The organism is Streptomyces dysideae (assembly GCF_001514305.1).
Lineage (GTDB): Bacteria > Actinomycetota > Actinomycetes > Streptomycetales > Streptomycetaceae > Streptomyces > Streptomyces dysideae.
Window position 1 is genome coordinate 22,489 of sequence record NZ_KQ949109.1, and the last position, 17,658, is coordinate 40,146.

At 69.5% G+C, this 17,658-nt stretch carries 13 protein-coding genes; 5 read left to right on the forward strand and 8 right to left on the reverse strand.

The annotated features are described in order from the left end of the window. Nucleotides 1-51: 51 nt before the first annotated feature. The 7 genes from AQJ91_RS38035 to AQJ91_RS38065 form a co-directional block, all read right to left on the reverse strand. A complete protein-coding gene (locus tag AQJ91_RS38035) occupies nt 52-2,925 on the reverse strand; it encodes a glycoside hydrolase family 2 TIM barrel-domain containing protein (RefSeq protein WP_067031254.1) in 2,874 nt (957 codons plus the stop codon). Nucleotides 2,926-2,954: 29 nt separating this feature from the next. Then, complete coding sequence (locus AQJ91_RS38040) at nt 2,955-3,839, reverse strand: carbohydrate ABC transporter permease (protein ID WP_067031449.1); 885 nt, start codon at nt 3,837-3,839, stop codon at nt 2,955-2,957. Nucleotides 3,840-3,847: 8 nt separating this feature from the next. Continuing rightward, a complete protein-coding gene (locus tag AQJ91_RS38045) occupies nt 3,848-4,813 on the reverse strand; it encodes a carbohydrate ABC transporter permease (RefSeq protein ID WP_067031257.1) in 966 nt (321 codons plus the stop codon). 21 nt (nt 4,814-4,834) lie between these two features. Then, on the reverse strand, nt 4,835-6,100 hold the full coding sequence (locus AQJ91_RS38050; protein WP_067031260.1) for an ABC transporter substrate-binding protein: 1,266 nt from the start codon (nt 6,098-6,100) through the stop codon (nt 4,835-4,837). A 219-nt stretch (nt 6,101-6,319) separates the two neighbouring features. After that, the gene (locus AQJ91_RS38055; protein WP_079085540.1) at nt 6,320-8,164 is read right to left on the reverse strand and encodes a glycoside hydrolase; all 1,845 of its coding nucleotides are present in this window, start codon (nt 8,162-8,164) and stop codon (nt 6,320-6,322) included. Between the two features lie 11 nt (nt 8,165-8,175). Continuing rightward, on the reverse strand, nt 8,176-9,426 hold the full coding sequence (locus tag AQJ91_RS38060; protein ID WP_067031265.1) for an ROK family transcriptional regulator: 1,251 nt from the start codon (nt 9,424-9,426) through the stop codon (nt 8,176-8,178). A 238-nt stretch (nt 9,427-9,664) separates the two neighbouring features. Next, the gene (locus AQJ91_RS38065) at nt 9,665-10,918 is read right to left on the reverse strand and encodes a D-arabinono-1,4-lactone oxidase (RefSeq protein WP_067031268.1); all 1,254 of its coding nucleotides are present in this window, start codon (nt 10,916-10,918) and stop codon (nt 9,665-9,667) included. A 149-nt stretch (nt 10,919-11,067) separates the two neighbouring features. Here AQJ91_RS38065 and AQJ91_RS38070 point away from each other — a divergent pair, with 149 nt between their 5' ends. From AQJ91_RS38070 to AQJ91_RS38085, 4 genes are all read left to right on the forward strand, one after another. Next, nucleotides 11,068-12,075, forward strand: a complete 1,008-nt coding sequence (locus AQJ91_RS38070; RefSeq protein ID WP_067031271.1) for a hydroxyacid dehydrogenase — start codon at nt 11,068-11,070, stop codon at nt 12,073-12,075. A gap of 133 nt (nt 12,076-12,208) precedes the next feature. Beyond that, a complete protein-coding gene (locus AQJ91_RS38075) occupies nt 12,209-13,537 on the forward strand; it encodes a radical SAM protein (RefSeq protein ID WP_067031274.1) in 1,329 nt (442 codons plus the stop codon). Between the two features lie 246 nt (nt 13,538-13,783). Beyond that, complete coding sequence (locus AQJ91_RS38080; RefSeq protein ID WP_067031277.1) at nt 13,784-15,274, forward strand: cellulose-binding domain-containing protein; 1,491 nt, start codon at nt 13,784-13,786, stop codon at nt 15,272-15,274. A gap of 32 nt (nt 15,275-15,306) precedes the next feature. Further along, entirely contained in the window at nt 15,307-15,564 is a 258-nt protein-coding gene (locus AQJ91_RS38085; RefSeq protein WP_159054743.1) for a hypothetical protein, read from the forward strand. Between the two features lie 38 nt (nt 15,565-15,602). Here AQJ91_RS38085 and AQJ91_RS54040 read toward each other — a convergent pair whose 3' ends face one another. Continuing rightward, entirely contained in the window at nt 15,603-15,962 is a 360-nt protein-coding gene (locus AQJ91_RS54040) for a hypothetical protein (protein ID WP_067031283.1), read from the reverse strand. 389 nt (nt 15,963-16,351) lie between these two features. On the opposite strand from AQJ91_RS54040, the gene rsgA reads away from it, so the two are divergent. Continuing rightward, the gene (rsgA, locus tag AQJ91_RS38095) at nt 16,352-17,467 is read left to right on the forward strand and encodes a ribosome small subunit-dependent GTPase A (RefSeq protein ID WP_199848128.1); all 1,116 of its coding nucleotides are present in this window, start codon (nt 16,352-16,354) and stop codon (nt 17,465-17,467) included. The last annotated feature ends 191 nt before the right edge of the window (nt 17,468-17,658 follow it).

Genomic DNA, 17,658 nt, shown 5'->3' on the forward strand with positions numbered 1-17,658 from the left:
TCCCGACAGTGTCGGAAAGTCGATCAATCGGTCAATCGATTAACTGTCTTCTCACCCGAGGGCCGAGAACACGAACGAGAACTCCGCCGGCTCCGCCCGCAGGAAGTACTGCGGCAGCGGGCCCGGCCCGCACGACTGCGAGCCGATGCCGTGCTGGCCGTGGTCGAGGTTCACCCAGACCGTGTCGTCCGGCGTGAGGTCGGTGAGGTGCTGGGCGGCGTCCAGCTGCTCGGTGGTCCAGCGGCGCGCGGTGAACCAGAACTCCGGGTCGCCCTCGATCCGCAGCCCGCCGAGCTCCACCCAGCGGACGTCGGCGCGGGCGCCGTTCTCCTGCGGGCGGAGGTAGGGCGTCTGCAGATTGTCCACAGTCGACTGCCAGCGGCTGACCGCCGACGCCATCCTGCTGTCCGGATACGCCTCACCGGGACCGCCGCCGAACCACTTCACGGCGTCCGCCTCGGGCAGCCCGAACCGGATGCCGAGCCGGGGCAGCGGCACCGCCCAGTCGCCCTCCGGCGTCACGGACACGGTCAGCTTCAGCCGGTCGCCGTCGGAGGTCCAGCGGTACGCCGTGGCGAGGCCCACCTCCCAGGCGGCGGGCGCCACCCGGGTCCGTACCGTCAGCGCGTCGTCGCTCAACTCGACGCCGTCCAGGCGGTGGCGCATACGGTGCAGCCCGTACTTGCGCCACAGGCTCCCGATACGGGTCTCGGTCTGCCAGTCCATGCCGTCGTCGTTGTCGGTGGGCGCCCGCCACACGTCCAGATGCGGCGCGGTCACCTCGACGCCGCCGATCGTCTTCAGCGCGCCGGTGCGCACGTCGAAGGAGGCCGGGCCGAGGTAGATCAGTTTCTCGCTCGCGGTGGGCCGGTCGGTCGCGGCGACGGAGGGCGCCGGACGCGCCGAGACGGGGAACTGGCCCCACGCGACCTCGTGGTCCTTCCTGCCCCACGCGGTGTCCGACGCCAGCAGCGCCCGCACCGTCCACTGCGTCTCCGCACCGCCACGCCGGTCGGCAGGCGGCTCCGGCAGCTTCACGTCGGCCGACTCGCCCGGTGCCAGCGACGGCACCGACAGCGTGCCCGCCTCGACCGTCTCGCCGTCCACCTGGTACGACCACTCGAACGCGAGCGCCGACAGGTCGGCGAAGTCGTACTTGTTGGTCACCCGTACGGTGCCGTCCGCGCCGTCGCCCTCGATACGGACCGGCTCGATGACCTTCTTGTACTCCACGAGCCCGGGGGAGGGCGTCCGGTCCGGGAAGATCAGCCCGTCGCAGACGAAGTTGCCGTCGTGCAGCTCCTCGCCGAAGTCGCCGCCGTAGGCGTAGCCCAGCTCGGGGTGCTTGATGCCGTGGTCGATCCACTCCCAGATGAAGCCGCCCTGGATCCGCTCGTACTTCTCGAACAGCTCCTGGTAGTCGGCGAGTCCGCCCGGGCCGTTGCCCATGGCGTGCCCGTACTCGCACTGGATGAAGGGGAGTTGACGCCGCTTGTGGGTGCCGCCGTCGAGTTCCTTGCCGATCTGCTCGACCTCGGCATGGTTGGCGTACATCCGCGAATAGACGTCCGTGTCCCGGCAGTTCCAGTCGCCCTCGTAGTGCACGAGCCGCGAGGCGTCCCGGCCGTGGATCCACTCGGCCATCGCCGTCAGACCGCGTCCGGTGCCCGCCTCGTTGCCGAGCGACCAGAACACGACCGACGGGTGGTTCTTGTCCCGCTCGACCATGCGGGCGGCGCGGTCCAGGAGGGCCGGGGTCCAGCGGTCGTCGTCGACGGGGTTGTCGCGCCAGGCCTGCTCGGTGAAGCCGTGGGTCTCCAGGTCGCACTCGTCGATGACCCACAGGCCGTACTCGTCGCACAGGTCCAGGAACGCCGGGTGCGGCGGGTAGTGGGAGGTGCGCACGGCGTTGAGGTTGTGCCGCTTCATCAGCAGCACGTCCTCGCGCATGGTCTCCAGGTCGAGCGTGCGGCCCTTCTCGGGGTGCCACTCGTGCCGGTTGACGCCCTTGAACAGGATCGCCCTGCCGTTGACCTTGATCAGGCCGTCCTCGAGGACGACGGTACGGAACCCGACGCGCAGCGGGACCCGCTCGCCCTCCGTCGCCAGCTCACCGTCGTACAGCTTCGGCGTCTCCGCCGACCACGGCGCGACCGCGACCGTCACCGACTCGCCGGTCGCGACATCGATGTCGAGGCCGGGCACGCTCACCCGCCCGTCGACGTCGGAGTCGACGCGCAGGGTGCCCTCGCCCGTGACGTGGTCGTAGGAGGCGTGCACGAAGAAGTCGAGCGCGCTGCCCGCCGGGCGGTGCAGCAGCGTCACGTCACGGAAGATGCCGGGCAGCCACCACTGGTCCTGGTCCTCCAGGTACGAGCCCGCCGACCACTGGTGGACCCGGACCGCGAGGACGTTGCCGGACGGCTTCAGCAGATGGCCGACCGCGAACTCGTGCGGCAGCCGGGAGCCCTTGAACTCGCCGATGTCCGTGCCGTTCAGCCAGACGCGGGCGCAGGACTCCACGCCGTCGAAGCGCAGGACGGCGCCACCGTCGGCCGGCCAGTCCGCCGGCAGGTCGAAGGTCCGCAGGTGGTCGCCGGTCGGGTTCTCCGTCGGGACGTGCGGCGGGTCGACCGGGAAGGGGTAGAGGTGGTTGGTGTAGATCGGCAGCCCGAAGGCGCCCTGGCCCTGCAGGACCCAGTGGCCGGGCACCGTGACCTCGGCCCAGTCCGCGGCGTCGTACCCGTCCCCGGCGAACGAGTCGTCCTCGGCGTCGGCGGTCGCAGACAGCCGGAAGCGCCAGCTCCCGTTCAGCGAGAGGGACGTCGCGTCCGAGGACGCGTACCAGGCGCGGGGCGGGAGGGCCCCGCTGCCGGGTGAGACGTCCTCGACGTAGTCGACGGATGGGGTGGTGCGGAAAGACATCGGTCTCCTGGTCTTGGGATAAGGAGGTGTCAGCCCTTGATGCCGGTCTGTGCGATCCCCTGGACCAGCCAGCGCTGGAGGAAGAGGAAGACGAACACCAGGGGCAGGATGGAAAAGGCGGTGGCCATGAAGATCAGATGGAAGACGACCGTCTGGTTGGTCATGTAGTTGGAGAGCGCGACCTGAACGGTCCACGAACCCGGATCCTGGCCGATGACCAGCGGCCACAGGAAGGAGTTCCAGCCGTTGATGAAGGTGATGGTCGCCATCGCCGCGAAGAAGTTCAGCGAGTTGGGCACCACGATGCGCCAGTACGCACCCCAATAGCCCAGTCCGTCCACACGCGCGGCCTCCTCCAGCTCCTTGGGGAACCCCAGGAAGTACTGCCGGAACAGGAAACAGGTGAAACCACTGAACAGCCCCGGAATGATGAGACCCCGGTACGTGTCCACCCAGCCGAGCGACGAGACCAGGACGAAGCTGGGCACGAAGGTGACGGCGGTGGGGACCATCAGGGTGCCCAGCACGGCGTAGAAGACCTTGTTGGCGTGCTTGTACGGGATACGGGCCAGCCCGTAGCCGGCCAGGGAGCACACCAGCAGGACTCCGACGGTGTGCAGGGTGGCCACGATCGCCGAGTTCCACAGGGACTGGGCGAAGGGCACCGTGTCGTCGGTGAACAGTTCGCCGATGTTGCCCCACTGGATGTCCGTGGGGAAGAACTTCCAGTTCTCTCCGGTGATCTCGGCGTCCGTGGAGAGGGCGTTGCGGATGATCAGGTAGAACGGGACCAGGAAGAGGAAACCGGCGATCCCGGTGGCGATGTAGAGGCCGGTGGAGCTCATCACGCCGCCACCGCGCCCGGCGCGGCGGGGCCTGCCTGACGACGGCGCGGATTCCCGCACCTCGGGCATCGTGGTGGTCACTTGGACTCCTCCCCCCTTCCGAAGCCCATGATCTTGCCCTGGAGCAGGGTCACGGCACAGATCAGCACGGTCAGGATGACCGCGCCCGCGCTGCCGGCGCCGTAGTCCTGGCTCTCGCCCAGGGCCTTGTGGTACAGCTCGACGAGGGGCGGACGGCCCCATGTGGTCTTCGACAGCAGGTTGTAGAACTCGTCGAAGGCCTGGTACGCGGCGATCAGCAGCAGCAGGATCACCGCGGTGGACGTGGCGCGCAGCTGGGGCAGGGTGATGTACCGGAAGGTCTGCCAGCCCGGCTTGGCGCCGTCGATGGCGGCGGCCTCGTACAGCTCGTCCGGGATGTTCTGCAGCGCCGCGATGAACAGGATCATGAAGAAGCCGGCCTGCAGCCACAGTCGCGCGGTGACGATGACCAGCCAGTACCAGGGCGGATTGGGGTCGGCCAGCCAGGCGATGTTCTCGATCCCGAACCAGCCGAGGACCGTGTTCATCAGGCCGAAGCGGACGCCGCTGAAGATGGACATCTTCCAGATCAGCGAGGCGGCCACGTAACTGCACGCGGTCGGCAGGAAGAACACCGACCGGAAGAACGCCCGCATGAAGCGCAGCCGGTTCACCAGCAGGGCCAGGCCCAGCGAGAGCGCCCAGGTGGTGGGCACGATGAACGCGGCAAAGACGGTGAAGGTGCCGAGCGAGCCGACGAAGTCGTCGTTCGTCAGCATGTACGTGTAGTTCTCGAAGCCGATGAACTTGTCGGGCGTGACGGTGAAGCGGGCCTCGAAGAAGCTGAGCCAGAGGCTCCAGAGGATCGGCGCGTAGACGAAGATCGCCAGGCCGATGAGGAACGGCCCGGTGAAGAGCCAGAAGTTGAAGGTGGGGCTGCCCCGCAGACCCCGCCGCGGCTTGGCCGGTGAGGCCTTCGCCGGGGCGGGGCGCGCGAGGTCGCGCGTCTTGGTCGTCGACATCGTCGTGGTCCGTCCCGCGGTCTATCCGAACAGCTTCTTGAGCTCGCGGTTGACGGCAATGTCGGCCTTGTCGAGGGCGGCCTCCGGGTCCATGTCCTTGCGGACGCAGTTGGCGAAGACGTCCTCGTGGGCGGTGATCATGGCCTGGGTCCAGCCGATGTTGTCGAAGTGCCCGAACTCGTTGAAGAGCCGGACGCCCTCAGCGGCGTTGCCTGTCTTGAGCTTGGTGGCGGACTCCGCGAGCGAGGTGCGCGGCGGAATGTGGAAGCCGTAGGAAGTGGCCCAGTCCTCCTGGTACTCCTTCTGGTCGATCCACAGCCACTTCACGTATTCCTTGGCGGCCTCGACGTTCTTGCCCTTGGCGTTGACGAACATCGACCAGCCGCCGTTGTAGACGGACTGCTTGCCGGAGTCGATGGTCTTCGGGAAGGGGAAGACCCCCCAGTCGTCGCCGAGCGCGTCCTGGATCCCCGGCATCGCCCACATGCCGCAGAACTGGATGGCGCACAGGCCCTGGTTGAGTGAGGAGGGGTCCCAGGACTCGGTCGGTGCGCCGAGGAGAAGGTTGCCGCTGGTGAACAGCTTGCGCATCTTCTTCAGGCCCTCGATGACGCCGTCCGTGTGGTAGGCGATCTCGTTCTTCTCGTTGAGGGTGTCGGCGCCGGCCGACCAGATCATCGGCCTGATGACGTTGTGCAGGTCGTTGCCCATGTACAGGCCCTTGACCTTGCTGGTGGTGAGCTTGGCGGCGGCCTCCATCAGCTCGTCGAGCGTGGTCGGCACCTCGACGCCCGCCTTGTCCAGCATCGACTTGCGGTAGAAGAAGAACTGCGGGTCGTCGATCATGCGGACGCCGTATATCTTCCCGTCCACCGTGTGCGACTGGATGTCCGCCGGGTTGAAGTCGTCCTTGACCGGCTCGATGATGTCGGTCAGGTCCGCCACCTGACCGCTCTTGATCATCTGGATCTGCGGGTGGAACTCGAACAGGTCGGGCGCGTTGTCGGTGAGCAGCGTCGCGAAGAGCTTGCTCTCGAAGTCGGCGCTGGTGATCCACTGCGTGGTCACGTTCGCCTCGCCGTAGGCCTTCGCGTACTTCTTGATGGCCTGCTCGGTGCCCGCCTCGCCGTAGGCGTGGAAGTACTGGGTCAGGTTCGTCCCCGAACCGCCACCGCTGCCACGGCCGTTGTTGCCGCCGCACGCGGCCAGTCCGCCGGCGGCGGTCAGGCCCAGGGCGGCCCGCAGAACGGTTCGGCGGTTCCAGTTGCTGTTGCTCAATGCCGACATGCTGACGTCCTTGTCTCGATGTGTACGGCTGCGGCTCTGTCGCTCAGCGTCAGGTGGCTCAAATGAGGTTGCGGAGCGGGACGTTAACCTTCGGCTAAGGCTTCGGCAAGGGGTTGGACGAAGTCTGTTCGAAGCGTTGTGTAGCGTTCGGAATACCGGACGTGACAAGGTGCGGGCCGCCGCACCGGCGGCCCGCACCTCCCCATCAGGTCCTACGGATCACTGCCGGAACCACGCCTGGTTGGTTCCGCCGTTGCAGGTGTACAGACCCACCTTGCTGCCGTCAGCGGTCGCCTGCCCGCCGACGTCCAGACACTGGCCCGAAGCCTCGCTGACGATCTGCCCGTTGGCGTTCAGCAGCCAGCGCTGGCCCGCGTCACCCGTGAAGGCGGCGGAGGCCGCGAGCCCCGAACTCCCGGCCGTCAGATAGCCGCCCGGGCCCTTCAGCGCACCGCGCTTGTCGTACGACCACGACTGCTCGGAACCGCCCGTGCAGGTGGCGATCGTGGTGCCCGAGGCATCCGCCGTCAGGCACTTGCCGGACTGCTTGCCCTGCCAGGCACCGGTGACCGCCGAGCTCCCGAAGGGCACCTGGTCGAAGACGTACGTCGTGATGGAGCGGGCCGGGAGCGACGCGGAGACCGTGCCGCCGCGCACCGCCGGCTTGGCGACGTTCGCCCAGTTCTCGTCGGCCGAGGTCCGCACCGCCTTGGTCGCCCACAGCGGCTTCTTGCTGTTGAACCGCAGGTCCAGCGCGGTCTCGGTGGTGTTGTGGTTGTTGACCACGACCACCCACTTGCCGTCCCGGTCGTAGGTGCTGACCTCGACCCCGTCCGGCGCGCCCGTCACGTTGTGCATGACCGACCCCGGTTTCACGAACTTGCTGTACTGGCCGAGCGCGTAGTACCGCTTGGTGAAGTAGAGCGTCTGGTTGCCGTTGGTGGCGTAGTCCGGGTCGTAGTAGATCAACCCGTCGTTCCAGCCGTCGTCGTTGCGCGCGTACGGGTCGCTGCCGATCATCTCGGAGAGCGCGACCCACCAGTGGAACGCCGAGTCGTGCGCGGTCGCGAAGTCCTTGTACATGATCCGCGAGAGGTTCAGGCCGCCGTCGATGGTCGGGTCGTACTCCTTGGCCCAGCCCGTGCCACCCTGGCCGAAGCAGCAGATCTCGGTGGACCAGGACTGCTTGCCGACCGACTTCGACGTCTCGTAGATCTTCGCCCGCTGGTCGTCACCGGGGTTGTTGTACGTGTGGTGGGCCAGCTTGGAGACGTACTGGGCCGTGTCCGGCTGTGCGATCCACTCCGGGAGCTCGCTGTTGAAGGCGACCGTGCTGCTGGACTCGTCCGCGATGATGCCGGTCCGCTGCCCGCGCTCCCGCTGCTCGGCGCCCAGCGCCCGCACGATGTCGTCGCGCTGGTCGACCGGTACCAGCATGCCCTCCTGGCCGCACTCCTCGAAGCTGTTCGTCGGCTCGTTGAAGGGGCTGATGTAGTCGAACTTCGCGCCCCGCTTGCGGAAGTGGTCGGTGACGTCCGCGATGTACTTCGCGTAGTCCTCGGTGTTCTCCGCCTTCAGGTAGCCGCCGCAGCTCTGCCCGTTGGTCTTCCACTCGGCGGGTGCGCTGTTAACGAAGGCGACCAGGTCCTCGACGCCGTACGCGGCCGCGTACTTCAGGAACGTACGGCCGCCCTTGTCCTTGCTCCAGTCGTACGTCCCGTCGTCGTTCCGGAAGTCCTCGGGGGCGCGGGACGGGGTGGTGACCGCGGTGCCGCCACCGCCGATGTTGTAGCGGTAGGTGCTCAGGTCCAGGCCGCTGGAGGAGAACAGCAGCCTCGCCACCCGGGCCTGGACCTTCGGGTCGAAGTTCTTCAGGTCGTTGACCCACCAGGCGCCGGATGCACCGATGTTGTCGATGGTCTGCGCGGCGTGGGGGGAGACCTGGGCGGCCGGGGTGTCGGCCGCGGTGGCGGGCGGGGCGGATATGAGAGGGCCGGCGACAGCCAGCGCGGCTGCGGCTGTCAGCACAGCTGACCTTCTGGGGTGGGGGTGAGACACGTGCATCCCTTCCGTCGTCATGAAGGTGGTGCGGTACGGCTCCTTGCGGGGGTGCTGCGTTTCTTTCCGTTCCTCTGCCCGACCGACTGCAGCGCGCCTTCCAGCGCGAACGTCGCCGCGCCCAGACACGCCGGGTCTGTGGGGATCGGGGAGAGGACGATCTCGGTGGCGGCCATCGGCCGCGGCAGCGCGTGCCGGGCGACGGCCTCGCGCACCTCGGCGACCAGGGGCTCGCCGAGGGCGGCCGCGACCCAGCTGCTGAGCACGACCACTTCGGGGTTGAACAGATTGACCAGGTCGGCGATGCCGGCGCCGAGGTAACGGGCGGTGTTGCGGACCACCTCGAGCGCCACCGGGTCGTGCCGGAGCAGCCCCTGGGCGAGCGCGGCGATGGTGGCCGTCTGGTCCTCGGGGTGCAGCAGCGTGCTGCCGGGGCTCAGCTCCCGCAGATTCAGCATGATTCCGGGGGCGCCCACATACGTCTCCACGCAGCCGTGGTTGCCGCAGTGGCACAGGCGTCCGTCCAGAACGATCGTGGTGTGGCCCCACTCGCCGGCACTGTTGCTCACGCCCCGGTGCAGCCCGCCGCCCAGGATGAGGCCGGCGCCCACCCCGGTCCCGAGGTTGACCACCACGGCGTTCCCGCGCCCGCGGGCGGCCCCGAACCACAGCTCGGCCACCGCGACGGCACGCAGCGGGTTGTCCAGGTAGAGCGGGTAGGCGATGTGCTCGGTGAGCAGGTCGAGCAGCGGCACGTCGTGCCAGTCCCAGTTGGGCGCGTACTCGGCGATGCCGGTCGCGCGGTCCACCTGCCCCGGCACGCTCACGCCGACGCCCAGTACCCGGGCGCCCTCGATGCCGGCCTGCGCGACCACCGAGCCGACGGCGGCGGTGACATGGCCGACCATCTGCTCGGGGCGGCTCTCGACGGGGCGGACGTTCTCCTCGGCGCGGGCCAGCACGTTCAGCGCCAGGTCGAACAGCTCGACATGGACGTACGTCTCCGCGATGTCCACGCCGATCAGCGCGCCGCCCGAGGCGTTGACGGCCACGAGGCCCCGGGGGCGGCCGCCCGCCGAGTCCTCGAAGCCGACCTCGGTGATCATGCGCAGTTCGAGCAGCTCGCCGACCAGGGTGGCGACCGTGGCGAGGCTCAGCCCGGTGGCGGCGGCCAGCTCCTGCCGGGAGGTGGGCGACGCGGCGATGATCTGGCGCAGCACCTCGTAGCGGTTCGCGGTACGGATGTCACGTGATGTGCCGCGCTTCATCGAACGCCCCTCTCTGGCAAGCGCCGGTGCGATTCCCTCGGCCGGGGGTCCGGGGGTTGTCCCCGGGAAAACACAGCACCGAGGCCAGCCCCCGTCCCTTCCATGCCCAGGCCGAGGTCGTCGTCGGCACCGGCGCGGCGCAAGGCTATGGCGTGCCGGACCTTTCGACAAGGGGTTAGGAAAGGGGGTTTACGAAGTCCGACGGTGACGACGGCCTGCAGGAAGACACTGGCTGGCTTCAGTCCCCCAGAATCTCCCGCACAAACGCGTTGGTGAACTTCCCCGCCGGATCCAGCTCCCGCGCCAGCGCCCGGAAGTCACCCAGCCGCGGATACCGCCCGCGCAGCACCTCGGCCGGCACGACGAACACCTTCCCCCAGTGCGGCCGCGCGTCGAAGTCGTCCAGCGCCGCTTCCAGCCGCCGCACCACCGGCAGGACGGCCGCCATGTCCTCGACCCAGGTGAAGTGCAGCGCCACGGTGTCCCGCCCGTAGGAGGGGCTCAGCCACTGGTCGTCGGCGGCGACCGTCCGCACCTCGCAGGTCTGCAGTACGGGGGCGACGGTCTCCCGGATACCGTCGATTGCATGCAACGCGTCGACGGCATACGACCGCGGCAGCAGATACTCCGACTGCAGCTCCGCCCCGCTGCTCGGCGTGAACTCCGCCCGGAAGTGCGGCAGCCGCTCGTGCCACGGCCCCGGCACCCCGAACTGCTCCGTGCAGTTGACCGCCGGCATCCCCGGCACCGGGTGCATCTTCTCGGTGGCCGGCGCGGCCCAGGGGAACCGGCCGAGTGGCTGATCCACTCGCCGCTTGAGCCACACCTGCCCGAAGCCCGGACCGCGCCAGTCGGTGAACAGGCTGACGCTGTACGCCGACGCCATCACCGTCTCGAACGTCTCGAAGTCCAGCCCGTCCAGCGGCAGTTCGGTGAAGACATGCTGCTCGACGTCGAAGGACGGCGCCAGGTCGAGGGTGAGGGCGGTGACGACACCGAGCGCACCGAGCGAGGTCACGGCACCGTCGAACCGGGCATCGCCCCGCCCGATGGTCACCGCCGACCCGTCGGCGACGACCAGCTCCACCTCACGTACGGCCGCGGCGAGCGCACCGTTGCCGACGCCGGACCCGTGCGTGCCGGTCGCGACCGACCCGGCCACCGAGATGTGCGGCAGGGACGCCATGTTGGGCAGCGCCAGCCCGTGCGCGTACACGGCGCGGGCGAGCTCCGCGTACCGGACGCCGCCCCCGACCCGTACCGTACGGGCCGCCGAGTCCACGTCGATCACCGGCGGAAAGCCGGCGACCGTCAGCAGGACGCCCTCGGCGCCCGGCTCGGCGATCTCGTTGAAGGAGTGCCCGCTGCCCAGCACCCGCACCTTCGCGCTCCCGGCCACGAGGGCCCCGAGAGTGCCGAGCGAGTACGGGCGGTGCAGTTCCTTGGCGGAGTAGGTGATGTTGCCCGCCCAATTGGTGACCGTCTCCGTCATCCCTGTCATCCCTGCCGTCTGTCCAGGTGGGTGCATGTCCATTGACCCTCTCATTCGCCGCCGCCTACGTTGGAAACCGCTTGCTGTCCCGCTGCTCTGCTGTCCTGTTGCCTTGCTGTCCCCAAGCCGTCGAGCGGAAGGCCACTTCGTTGCCCGAGCGTCCCCAGGCGCTGTTCGCCATGACCGCGGAGAACGTGCCGCACATCTTCCCGCCCCAGGTGCTGGCACGGCTGCGGGAGTCCGTGGACATCGATCCCGGCCTGGTGGCGGAGGACTTAACCGACGAGCGCGTCGCCGAGGCCCTCGCCCGCACCGAGATCCTCGTCACCGGCTGGGGCTGCCCCCGCCTGGACGCGGCCGTCCTGGACGCCGCCCCGAAGCTGCGCGCGGTGCTGCACTCGGCCGGCTCGGTCAAGAGCCTGGCCGGCCCCGAGCTGTGGCGGCGCGGCATCGCGGTCAGCTCGGCGGCCGGCGCCAACGCCGTGCCGGTCGCCGAGTACACGCTCGCCATGATCCTGCTCGCCGGCAAAGACCTCTTCGCCGCCCGGGACCGGCTGCGCGCCGAGCGCACCTACCCCGGCTGGGCGCTCGTCCCCGGCATCGGCAACCACGGCCGCCGCGTCGGCGTCATCGGCGCCTCCCGCATCGGCCGCCGCCTCCTCGAACTGCTGCGCCCCTTCGACCTGGTGCCGAGCCTCACCGACCCGTACGTCGGCGAGACGGAGGCCGCGGCCCTCGGCGTCCCCCTGCTGTCCCTGTCCGACCTGCTGCGCACGTCGGACATCGTGACCATCCACGCCCCCGAAACCTCCGAGACCCACCACCTGATCGGCGCCCGCGAGCTCGCCCTGATGCCTGACGGAGCGGTTCTGATCAACACCGCGCGCGGTTCCCTCCTCGACCACGACGCCCTGACCACCGAACTCCGCACCGGCCGCCTCAGCGCGATCCTCGACGTCACCGACCCTGAACCACTCCCCGCCGACTCCCCCCTCTTCGACCTCCCCAACGCCTTCATCACACCCCACCTCGCGGGCTCCCAGGGCAACGAGGTGTCCCGCCTGGGGCTTACGGTCGCGGAGGAGGCCGGGCGGCTGGTGGGGGGCGGGGCGCTGGCGTATGCGGTGGACTATGCGGCGTTGGGGCGGGAGGCGTGAGTGGCCTGACCGATGTACGCGGCAACTCATGACAGATACGTCAACACGCGCACGCGTGGGGCCCCGGCGCCGCTCACCCGGAGGCGTGGGCATACCGTGAGGAGTTGTACGCCTGAGCCGGGAGGAGACACGGATGGGCAACCGCACCGCACTGGTCGAGGATCTGATGGAGCGATTCCCGCACGTTCCGCGGGAAGCCGTCTTCAAGGAGGATCTGCTCCGGGGCGGGGTGGCTTTCGACCCGTCCGCCCTCAGCGACAACGAGGGTGGTGAGGTCAAGCCGAAGTCGTACTTCATCTTCTCCTTCGACCACGGCACCCTGCCTGAGCTCGGCGAGGCCGCGCTCAGGCGCCCGCCGGAGGAGATCATCCTCACCGGAGGACCGTACGACCTGCGCCGGACCGTGGTGTCCGTGCGCGTGAACCCGGCCTCGCCCTACCGCGTCGCCGCCGGAGAGGACGGCGTCCTCGGCCTCTACCTCGACGGCAAGCGGATCGCCGACGTCGGCGTACCGCCGATGCCCGAGTACTACCGGCACACGCTGTCCAACGGGAAGTCCGTCATGGAGGTCGCCCCGACCATCCAGTGGGGTTACCTGATCTACCTCACCGTCTTCCGGGTCTGCCAGTACTTCGGCGCCAAGGAGGAGTGCCAGTACTGCGACATCAACCACAACTGGCGTCAGCACAAGGCCGCCGGACGGCCCTACACGGGCGTCAAGGACGTGGAAGAGGTCCTCGAGGCGCTCGAGATCATCGACCGGTACGACACCGCCAAGGCCTCCACCGCCTACACCCTCACCGGCGGTGCCATCACCAAGACGGTCGCCGGACGCGACGAGGCCGACTTCTACGGCCACTACGCCAAGGCCATCGAGGAGCGCTTCCCCGGCCGGTGGATCGGCAAGGTCGTGGCACAGGCGCTGCCGCGTGACGACGTGCAGCGGTTCAAGGACTACGGCGTGCAGATCTACCACCCCAACTACGAGGTGTGGGACCGCCGACTGTTCGAGCTGTACTGCCCGGGCAAGGAGCGCTACGTCGGCCGCGACGAGTGGCACAAGCGCATCCTCGACTCCGCCGACGTGTTCGGCGCCCGCAACGTCATCCCCAACTTCGTGGCCGGCGTGGAGATGGCCGAGCCGTTCGGCTTCACCACCGTCGACGAGGCCGTCGCGTCCACCACCGAGGGCCTGCGCTTCTTCATGTCGCACGGCATCACGCCCCGCTTCACCACCTGGTGCCCCGAGCCCACGACCCCGCTCGGCAAGGCCAACCCGCAGGGCGCGCCGCTGGAGTACCACATCCGCCTGCTGGAGGCCTACCGCGCGACGATGGACGACTTCGGCCTCTCCTCGCCGCCCGGTTACGGCCCGCCCGGCCCCGGCCGCGCGGTCTTCTCGGTGAGCTCCTTCATGGACAGCCTCCCGGCGCGGGAGCCCGCGGAGTCCGCGACGGTCTGATTTTTGACGGTCTGATTGAGTCGTAGGGCGGTCGCGTCCGTACAACACACCGGAGTTGTGGGGCCGGAGTGGCAGAGTCGGTGTCATGGGACCGGCGCGGTGCGGCGGGAGCGCCTGTCATGACATCTGAACAGAGAGCTTGTCAGTTGTGTGAGTGACGTGAAAAGCTCGGGTCCTGCCGCGAGGTTCCCCCCAACTCCGTTGCCAATATGGTGAGTTGACCTTGCTTGTGGATGCAGGAGACCCATGCCCGACCTGCCGACCCCTCAGGACGCCACTGAGGCCGCGCTGCTCTCCGAGTGCTGGGACGCGGTGCTGTCGTACGCCGACCTGTGCACGGCCGGCTCCGACGCGGCCACCCAGCTTGCCACGGAGGCGTTCTCGGCCGGCATACGCGAGGTCCGCGCCGGCGAGACCGACCCCGTCAGGAGCGTAGGCCGCCGCCCGGCCCGACTGCCCCGGATCCCCCTGCTGCTGAACGCGGTACGCGACGCGGCGGCCGGTTGGGAGGCCGCCGGACAGGGCCATAGACTCGACCCCGACCTGCGCCTGTGGCTCAACTCCGACAAGGCCGCCCGCTATGCCGGAATGCCCCTGCAGCGCCCGCTCGCGCTGCGCGGACTGCGCGACATGCAGGAACCGGACGCCGCGCTGCTGTGGCTGGCCGAGGTGGAGGCGCTGCCGCTGACCGTGGTGGCCCGCCGGCTCGGTCTCGACCCGGCCACCGTGTCCGAGGAACTCGCCCAGGTCCGCGGCCTGTTCCAGGACCGCTGCCGGCGCAACCAGCAGGACACACCGATGGACGCGCAGTGCCGCAGCTACGCGCGCCTCCTCGACGCCATCACCCGCTCGCCCGCCGCCGGCATCCCGGACGACCTCTCCCGCCACCTCGCCACCTGCGTGCAGTGCGCCGATGCCGCCGCCTGTCTGCGGCTGCACAACGTCGGCCTGCCCGCCGCCCTCGCCGGCGGCGTGATCGGCTGGGGCGGCCTCGCCTACCTGGAGCGCCGCCGCAGAGCCGCCGAGGTACGGCTGGGCGCCGGCCGCCCCGACCAGGGGGACGGCCAGAGCGGACCCCCGACGGCGGCCGCGCACAAGGCGCGCGTCGTACGCAACGGCCTCCTCGTCGCAGCCGTCCTGGTCTCCGTGCTCGCCCTCGCCGTCTCGATGATGCCGGGCGGCTCCGGCGACGGCACCGTGGCGGGCGGCGACCCCTCAGACCGCCAGCCGGTCGCCGACCCCGGCTTCTCCCTGCCGTCCGTCACCACGCCGAACCCGTCGGAGTCCCCGGCCCCGTCGGCGACGCCCACCGAGGACAGGGACGGGGACGAGGACGAGGACGAGAAGGGCGACAAGGGGAAGCCGAAGAACCCCGACCCGGAACCCCAGGGCACCACCTCCTCCACGGCCGGCGGCGAACCGGCGGTCTGCAGCGTCGAGTACGACCTGGTCAACGAATGGCCCGACGGCTTCCAGGCGACCATCACGGTCACCACCGAGGAACCCCTCGACACCTGGCGCGTCGCCTGGTCCTTCAAGGACGGCCAGCGGGTCGGCCAGATGTGGGACGCGAGCTTCGCCCAGAACGGCACCCGCGTCACCGCGTCGGCCGCCGACTACAACAAGACGGTCGCCGCGGACGGCACCCTCGCCTTCGGCTTCCTCGCCTCCTGGCAGGGCAAGAACTCCCCGGGGTACGACTTCACGCTGAACGGGCACGACTGCACGAACGCGTGAGGCGCTCGGGCACGCAACGCGAGGTGTGACCGATGGCTGTCTCTGTGATGGGCGCTGCCCGCATCCTCACACAGGAGGTGAACGAGACGAACCAGGGCGAGTTCAAGGAGCAGACCGAAGTCCCGGAGGACACCGCGTGGGAGGACGACTTCGATGCGCTCCTCGTCCGCGATGCTTGGGACGACTTCGGCTACCGCACCATGTTCACGCTGTGCGTCCGCACGAGCGCCGGCTGGACCGAGGCCGGCACTGTGAAGATCGGCCAGGTGTCGATGGACAGCGACGCGTAGGCCAGCAGGTCCATTCGAGAACGGGTCGGCGCCCGGTGTCAGTGGTCGACCCCATGGGCCAGCCGGAGACAGAGCAGGCCGGTCGCGGTGGCGACGCCGACCAGTTCGTCGCTCACCGGTGCGAGTGACAGCACCTCGGTGCCCAGCCGCGCAGTGTGAACGGGATGGTCCGGGCCGGTCTCATAGCGCAGCAGGCTCTGTTCGTGCGTTGCCACCAGCACGGCGGGGTCCTGTGCGGGTCCGAGCAGCCGCAGGTCGCACACCAGCGTGCGCGGTGGGAGGCGCCAGCGGCGAGTCCGTTCCGGCTCCTCGAGGTCCTGCAGGACGACCTGCGCACTGTCCGGGAGGAAGGCGATCGCGGGCCGGCCATCCCACAGGCCGAGGTCGTAATGTCTCACAAATTCAGGTCCGCTGCCCTCACTCCCTACGGCTGGGACCTCCACTGGGCCGCCGCGTTTGCTCACAATGCCGAGCGCGGTCTCGTGCCCGGCCGCGTGCTGTGCGTCGACCGCGGGCAGTGCGACCTCGCCATGCCGAGGTGCTGCGCTGAAAATCGCTGGTGCATCGTCGGGACGGGTGGCTAGGGTCGTGTTCGTTCCTGCGGCTGCTCCGTGCCGCCGCTGTTCGCTGCGTATGACCTGGGAGGTGTTGACCGATGGCTGTCGTTGAGATGGGCGCTGCCCGCATCCGGAAGTTCATCAAGTCCACCTCCGTGGCCTCCGGCTGACCTTTCTTCTCCCGTGCCAGTGCGCGCGGTGCCGGGGCCACCCTTGTGAAGGGTCACCCCTTGTCTTTCTCTTCTCTCCTGGGTTCGTCCTCGTCTTCCTCGCATCCGCTCGTGCCGTACGGCTGGGATGCGGACCGGGAGGCCGAGTTCGCCCAGTACGCCGAGCAGGGTCTCCTGCCCGGCCGTGTCCTACGGGTCGACCGCGGCCAGTGCGACGTCATCACACCGGTCGGTACCGTCCGCGCGGACACCGAGTTCGTCGTTCCCCGCGACCCGATGAAGGTCGTGTGCACGGGGGACTGGGTCGCCGTCGACCCTGAAGGCAGCGACCCGCGCTACGTGCAGACGCTCCTTCCGCGCCGGACCGCCTTCGTGCGCTCCACCTCCTCCAAGCGGTCCGAGGGGCAGATCCTCGCCGCCAACGTCGACCACGCCATCGTCGCCGTGTCCCTGGCCGTCGAACTCGACCTCGGCCGTATCGAACGGTTCCTGGCCCTGGCCTGGGAGTCCGGGGCGCAGCCCGTGGTCGTGCTCACCAAGGCCGACCTCGTACCGGACGCGGTGACGCTCGCGCATCTCGTCCAGGACGTGGAGGCGACGGCGCCGGGAGTGCCGGTCCTCGCGCTCAGCGCCGTGCACGGCGACGGGCTCGACGTCCTCACCGCGGTCGTCTCCGGCGGTACGTCCGTGCTGCTCGGGGCGTCCGGCGCGGGCAAGTCGACCCTCGCCAACGCACTGCTCGGCGAGGACGTCATGGACGTCCAGGCCACCCGCGACGCCGACGGCAAGGGCCGCCACACGACCACCACCCGCAACCTGCTCGCGCTGCCGGGCGGCGGCGTCCTCATCGACACGCCCGGGCTGCGCGGCGTCGGCCTCTGGGACGCCGAGACCGGCGTCGGCCAGGTCTTCGCCGAGATCGAGGAACTGGCCCAGCGGTGCCGCTTCCATGACTGCGCCCACGAGAGCGAACCGGGGTGCGCGGTCCAGGCCGCGATCGACTCCGGCGAGCTCCCGGTACGCCGCCTGGAGAGCTACCGCAAGCTCATCCGGGAGAACCAGCGGATCGTCGCCAAGACGGACGCACGGCTGAGGGCGGAGATCAGGCGGGACTGGAAGAGGAAGGGGGCGGAGGGGAAGGCGGCGATGGAGGCGAAGAGGGGCCGCTGGAGCTAGCCCACGCGGCGCGGCCGCCGGGTGGTCGTGCCGTGCCGTCTGCGGGTGGTTGTGCCGGCTCGGGGCGGCGCCTGTCCTGAGGGGAGGCGCCGCCCCGCCGGCGCGGGCAAGCGCCCCCACCTCTCGGCCCGGCCCCAACGCCGTGTCCGATTTCCGCCAGCAGGGCCCCTGGACCTCGCCCAGACTGGAAC

What these genes read in the sequence shown, in the direction of transcription:
- AQJ91_RS38075 (WP_067031274.1), top strand. Translation starts at nt 12,209, where the DNA reads ATGGGCAACCGCACCGCACTGGTCGAGGATCTGATGGAGCGATTCCCG.
- AQJ91_RS38055 (WP_079085540.1), bottom strand. Translation starts at nt 8,164, where the DNA reads ATGCACGTGTCTCACCCCCACCCCAGAAGGTCAGCTGTGCTGACAGCC.
- AQJ91_RS38040 (WP_067031449.1), bottom strand. Translation starts at nt 3,839, where the DNA reads ATGCCCGAGGTGCGGGAATCCGCGCCGTCGTCAGGCAGGCCCCGCCGC.
- AQJ91_RS38060 (WP_067031265.1), bottom strand. Translation starts at nt 9,426, where the DNA reads ATGAAGCGCGGCACATCACGTGACATCCGTACCGCGAACCGCTACGAG.
- AQJ91_RS38035 (WP_067031254.1), bottom strand. Translation starts at nt 2,925, where the DNA reads ATGTCTTTCCGCACCACCCCATCCGTCGACTACGTCGAGGACGTCTCA.
- AQJ91_RS38050 (WP_067031260.1), bottom strand. Translation starts at nt 6,100, where the DNA reads ATGTCGGCATTGAGCAACAGCAACTGGAACCGCCGAACCGTTCTGCGG.
- AQJ91_RS38080 (WP_067031277.1), top strand. Translation starts at nt 13,784, where the DNA reads ATGCCCGACCTGCCGACCCCTCAGGACGCCACTGAGGCCGCGCTGCTC.
- AQJ91_RS38065 (WP_067031268.1), bottom strand. Translation starts at nt 10,918, where the DNA reads ATGACGGAGACGGTCACCAATTGGGCGGGCAACATCACCTACTCCGCC.
- AQJ91_RS38045 (WP_067031257.1), bottom strand. Translation starts at nt 4,813, where the DNA reads ATGTCGACGACCAAGACGCGCGACCTCGCGCGCCCCGCCCCGGCGAAG.
- AQJ91_RS38085 (WP_159054743.1), top strand. Translation starts at nt 15,307, where the DNA reads ATGGCTGTCTCTGTGATGGGCGCTGCCCGCATCCTCACACAGGAGGTG.